The sequence below is a fragment of the Actinomadura montaniterrae genome (assembly GCF_008923365.1).
In the GTDB taxonomy this organism is placed as follows: domain Bacteria; phylum Actinomycetota; class Actinomycetes; order Streptosporangiales; family Streptosporangiaceae; genus Spirillospora; species Spirillospora montaniterrae.
The window spans coordinates 1-4,232 of record NZ_WBMR01000404.1 but is presented as its reverse complement, the minus strand read 5'-3'; the positions used below and the strand labels follow the sequence as shown (position 1 = coordinate 4,232).

The window sequence follows — 4,232 nt, the reverse complement described above, 5'->3', positions numbered from 1 at the left end:
ATCCGCGCGACGGCCGGGAGCGGGCGGCGCAGCCAGGCCGTCAGCAGCCCGTTGCGGATCTCCCGGCGGCGCCGCGCCGACGGGTTCCGGCCGCTCTGCGACGGATGGTGGTGCACGACCAGCTCGGGGACGTAGGCGAGGTCCCAGCCCGCGGCGGCCAGGTCGAGGGCGAGGAGCTCCTCCTCGCCGGCGAAGTGCAGCACGTCGGAGAAGCCCCCGGCGTCGAGGTAGGCGTCGCGGCGGACGATGGCCGAGCAGGCGAGAAAGCCGAGGACGGCGGGTCCGGGCACGCCCTCCGGCTGCCCGAGCGGCGACCGGCCCATCGCCTCCGACACCGGCTCCAGGTGCTCGTCCTCGCCGACGAGGACGCGGGCGGCCAGCAGCGCCGTCCGCGGGTGGGCGTCGAGGATCTCCACGGCCCGCTCCAGCGCTCCCGGCGCCCACCAGGAGTCGTCGTCGGCGAACGCGACATAGCGGGTCGCCGCCTCCCGCACGCCGACGTTGCGGGCGGCGGCGCCGAGGTTGCGCCGCAGCCGCAGCACCCGCGCGCCGGCGGCCTCGGCGACCTCCGCGGTGCCGTCGGCGGAGCCGTTGTCGGCCACGATCACCGGCGCGGTGTGCCGGCCGAGGCTGTGGCGGAGTTCGGCGGCGCGGTCGCGGGTCGCGACCACGATCGTGACATCGGGCATGGTCTCCCCCGCTCCCATCAGCTGACGTACCGGCGCGCCTTGGAGGTCCGCTGCGCCTCCTCCAGGCTGCGCAGCCTGGTCTCGACGTCGCGCGGCAGCGTGCGGCGCTCCCGGGCGACCCAGCGCAGCCCCGCGGCCGCCTCGGCGAGCGCCCCCGCGGTGACGCGGTCGCGCGGCAGCGTGCGCAGCAGCCCGGCAGTGCGGCGGAACGCGACGGGCAGCGGGCGGCGCAGCCAGGTGAACCACAGCGTGTTGCGGATGCCGTGCCGGCGCCGCAGGTGCGCCTCGCGCAGCGGGGACGGCTCGTGGTGCACGACGACGTCCTCGGCGTAGCAGAGGTGCCAGCCGAGGGCCATCAGGTCGGCGCTGAGCAGTTCCTCCTCGCCGCCGAGCCACAGCCGGGCCGAGAACCCGCCGGCCTCCCGGAACGCCTCGGCCCGCAGCATCGACGCGCCCGCCAGGAACGAGCCGAGCGCGGGCCCGGGCAGCCAGGACGGTCCCGGGACGGGCGAGTCGCGCAGTTCCGGGACGATCGGGTCCTCGCGTCCGCCGGGCTCGACCAGGATCCGCCCGGTCACCACGGCGAGCCGCGGGTGGGCGTCCAGCAGGCCCGCGGCGCGCGGCAGGGCGTCCGGCTCCCACCAGGTGTCGTCGTCGCAGAACGCCACGTACGGGGTGCGGACGTGGTCGACCGCGAGGTTGCGGGCGACGGCGCCGAGGTTGCGCTGGGACCGGATCAGCCGGAAGGCGGGGAACTCCGCGGCGACGGCGTCGGGCGTCCCGTCCCGCGAGGCGTTGTCCACCACGATGACGGGGGGCGGCCCGGGCAGGGCGTGCAGCCGGGCGAGCGTCGCCAGCAGCGAGCGCCGCCGGTCCCGGGTGATGACGACGAGGGTGCAGCGCATGGCACGCCCCGTACCCGCCGCCCCCGCGCCCATGTCCGCCCTACGCCTTGAAAGCCGACAAACGCTGCACGCTTCGCGACCTGCATAAATCCCACCTCAACTGTCAGTTCGCTCACTAGGGACTTTTGCTGGCACAGCGTTTAGAGCCGGACTTCCCGGTAATGCACGAAATCACCTATAGAGGATTCGCTCCCATCGGGATCCCGGGCCGATGCCCACGACGGACGGCATCCGCCACTCCACCGAACGCTGCGCCGAAACGGGGCTCATCTATGCGCGTGCTCGGAATCAACGCGATCTTCCATGACCCGGCCGCCGCCCTCGTGGTGGACGGGACGGTCGTGGCCGCGGCGGAGGAGGAACGCTTCAGCCGCCGCAAGCACGGGAAACGGCCGGTCGCCTTCTCCGCCTGGGAACCACCGGAGCAGGCGGCCCGCTGGTGCCTGGAGCGCGCCGGGCTCGAGCCCGGCGACCTCGACGCCGTCGCCTACTCCTACGATCCCGACCTGGTCGAACCCGGCCTGGACGGCCACGACGAGCAGTGGGAGCGGCTGCGGACCCTGTACGCGCGCCGCGCCCCGAACTTCCTCGCCGCCGCCCTGCCCGGGCTCGACCCCGGGATCGTCCGGTACGTCCCGCACCATGTGGCGCACGCCGCGTCCGCCGCCCTGGCCGCGCCGCGGCCCTGCGACGGCGACGTCCTCGTCCTGGACGGCCGGGGCGAGTCCCACTCGCACCTCGCCGGCACCTACTCCGGTGGCGAGCTGACCCCGCTGCACGCGCAGCGCCTGCCGCACTCGCTCGGCCTCATGTACGAGGACCTCACCGAGCATCTCGGATTCCTGCGCTCCAGCGACGAGTACAAGGTGATGGCGCTGGCGTCCTACGGCGAGCCGCGCTTTCTCGACGAGCTGCGCGAGCACGTGCGGGCGACCGGCGACGGCGGCTTCGCGGTCGCGCCGATCGACTGGGGCGCGCTCGCGAAGGCCCGCTCGTCCGAGGGCGAGTGGACCCGCGACCACGCCGACCTCGCGGCGAGCGTCCAGGCGCGGCTGGAGGAGGTGCTGCTCGACCTGGCGACGTGGCTGCACGGGCGGACCGGCTCGCGGCGGCTGATGCTCGCCGGCGGCGTCGCGCTGAACTGCGTGGCGAACTCGCGGCTCGCCGCGGACGGGCCCTACGACGACATCTGGGTGCAGCCCGCCGCGGGCGACGCGGGCACCGCGCTCGGCGCCGCGCTGCACCTCGCGCAGGACGGCGGCGACGCCGTCACCGCGATGCCCGGCGCCGACCTCGGCCGCCAGTGGGACGACGCCTCGATCGCGCGGTACCTCGACACCGCCAAGGTGCCGTACGAGCGTCCGCCCGACGTCGCCGCCGCCGTGGCCGAGGCCCTGGCCCGCAACGAGATCGTCGCCTGGTTCCAGGGCCGCTCGGAGTTCGGCCCGCGCGCGCTTGGACACAGGTCGCTGCTCGCCCATCCCGGCCACGCCGCCAACATCGAGCGGCTCAACGACGTGAAGGGACGCGAGCAGTTCCGGCCCATCGCCCCGATGGTCGCGCTGGAGCACGCCGCCGAGATCTTCGACGGCCCGATCCCGAGCCCTTACATGCTTTTCGTCCATGACGTCCGGCCGGAGTGGCGGGAGCGGATCCCCGCCGTCGTCCACGTGGACGGCACCGCCCGGATCCAGACGGTCGCGAGCGGCCACGAGCCGCTCGTCGCGCGGCTGCTGGAGGAGTTCCGGCTGCGCACCGGCCTGCCGGTCCTCGTCAACACCAGCCTCAACACCGCCGGACGGCCCATGGTGGACGATCCGCGGGACGCGCTGGAGTGCTTCGGCTCCGCGCCGGTGGACCTGCTGGCGATCGGCCCGTTCGTCGTCCGCCGCCGGGAGGTGCGCGCCCGATGAGCTGCACCGTCGTCGTCCCGACGATCGGCCGGCCGAGCCTGCGCACCGTCCTGGAGGCGCTGCTGGACTCGATCGCCGGCGGCCTGGAGCCCGCCCCGCACGAGATCATCGTGGTGGACGACCGGCCCGCGCACGGCGCGCCGCTGCCGCTGCCGGACTCCGGCGGGCGGCGGATCCGGGTCATCCGCTCCGGCGGGCGCGGGCCGGCCGCCGCGCGCAACGCCGGGTGGCGCGCCGCCGCCACCGAATGGGTCGCCTTCCTGGACGACGACGTCGTCCCCGACGCCGGCTGGACGCGGCGGCTCGCCGCCGACCTCGCCGGGCTGCCGCCGAAGGTCGCCGGCTCGCAGGGCCGCGTCACCGTGCCGCTGCCGGACGGCCGCCGCCCCACCGACTGGGAGCGCAACACCGCCGGGCTCGCGGACGCCGACTGGATCACCGCCGACATGGCCTACCGGCGCGGTGTCCTCGCCGAGCTGGGCGGCTTCGACGAGCGGTTCCGCCGCGCCTACCGCGAGGACGCCGACCTCGCGCTGCGCGCCCTGGCCGCCGGGCACGACCTGGTGAGGGGCGAGCGGCACGTGACGCATCCGGTGCGTCCGGCCGGGTTCTGGGCCTCGGTCCGCGCGCAGGCCGGGAACGCCGACGACGTCCTCATGTGGCGCGTCCACGGCTCCGGCTGGCGGGCCCGCGCGGGCGAGGGCAAGGGCCTGCTGCGCCGGCAC

The 4,232-nt window shown here is 75.5% G+C and carries 4 protein-coding genes; 2 read left to right on the top strand and 2 right to left on the bottom strand.

Annotation, left to right across the window (positions count from 1 at the left end):
* The coding region (locus F9B16_RS49495; RefSeq protein ID WP_151547200.1) for a glycosyltransferase family 2 protein at positions 1 to 689 on the bottom strand (689 nt) is incomplete at its 3' end.
* Between the two features lie 17 nt (positions 690 to 706).
* Entirely contained in the window at positions 707 to 1,594 is an 888-nt protein-coding gene (locus F9B16_RS49490; protein ID WP_151547199.1) for a glycosyltransferase family 2 protein, read from the bottom strand.
* Between the two features lie 272 nt (positions 1,595 to 1,866).
* On the opposite strand from F9B16_RS49490, the gene F9B16_RS49485 reads away from it, so the two are divergent.
* Together F9B16_RS49485 and F9B16_RS49480 are read left to right on the top strand one after the other, a co-directional pair.
* Positions 1,867 to 3,507, top strand: coding sequence for a carbamoyltransferase family protein (locus tag F9B16_RS49485; RefSeq protein ID WP_151547198.1), 1,641 nt, complete (start codon positions 1,867 to 1,869; stop codon positions 3,505 to 3,507).
* Positions 3,504 to 4,232, top strand: a 729-nt coding sequence (locus F9B16_RS49480; RefSeq protein ID WP_151547197.1) for a glycosyltransferase family 2 protein, incomplete at its 3' end; no start/stop codon positions are given. The genes F9B16_RS49485 and F9B16_RS49480, both read left to right, overlap by 4 nt.

Excerpts from the sequence above, each read along its gene's own strand:
- F9B16_RS49485 (WP_151547198.1), top strand. The coding sequence starts at position 1,867 with ATGCGCGTGCTCGGAATCAACGCGATCTTCCATGACCCGGCCGCCGCC.
- F9B16_RS49490 (WP_151547199.1), bottom strand. The coding sequence starts at position 1,594 with ATGCGCTGCACCCTCGTCGTCATCACCCGGGACCGGCGGCGCTCGCTG.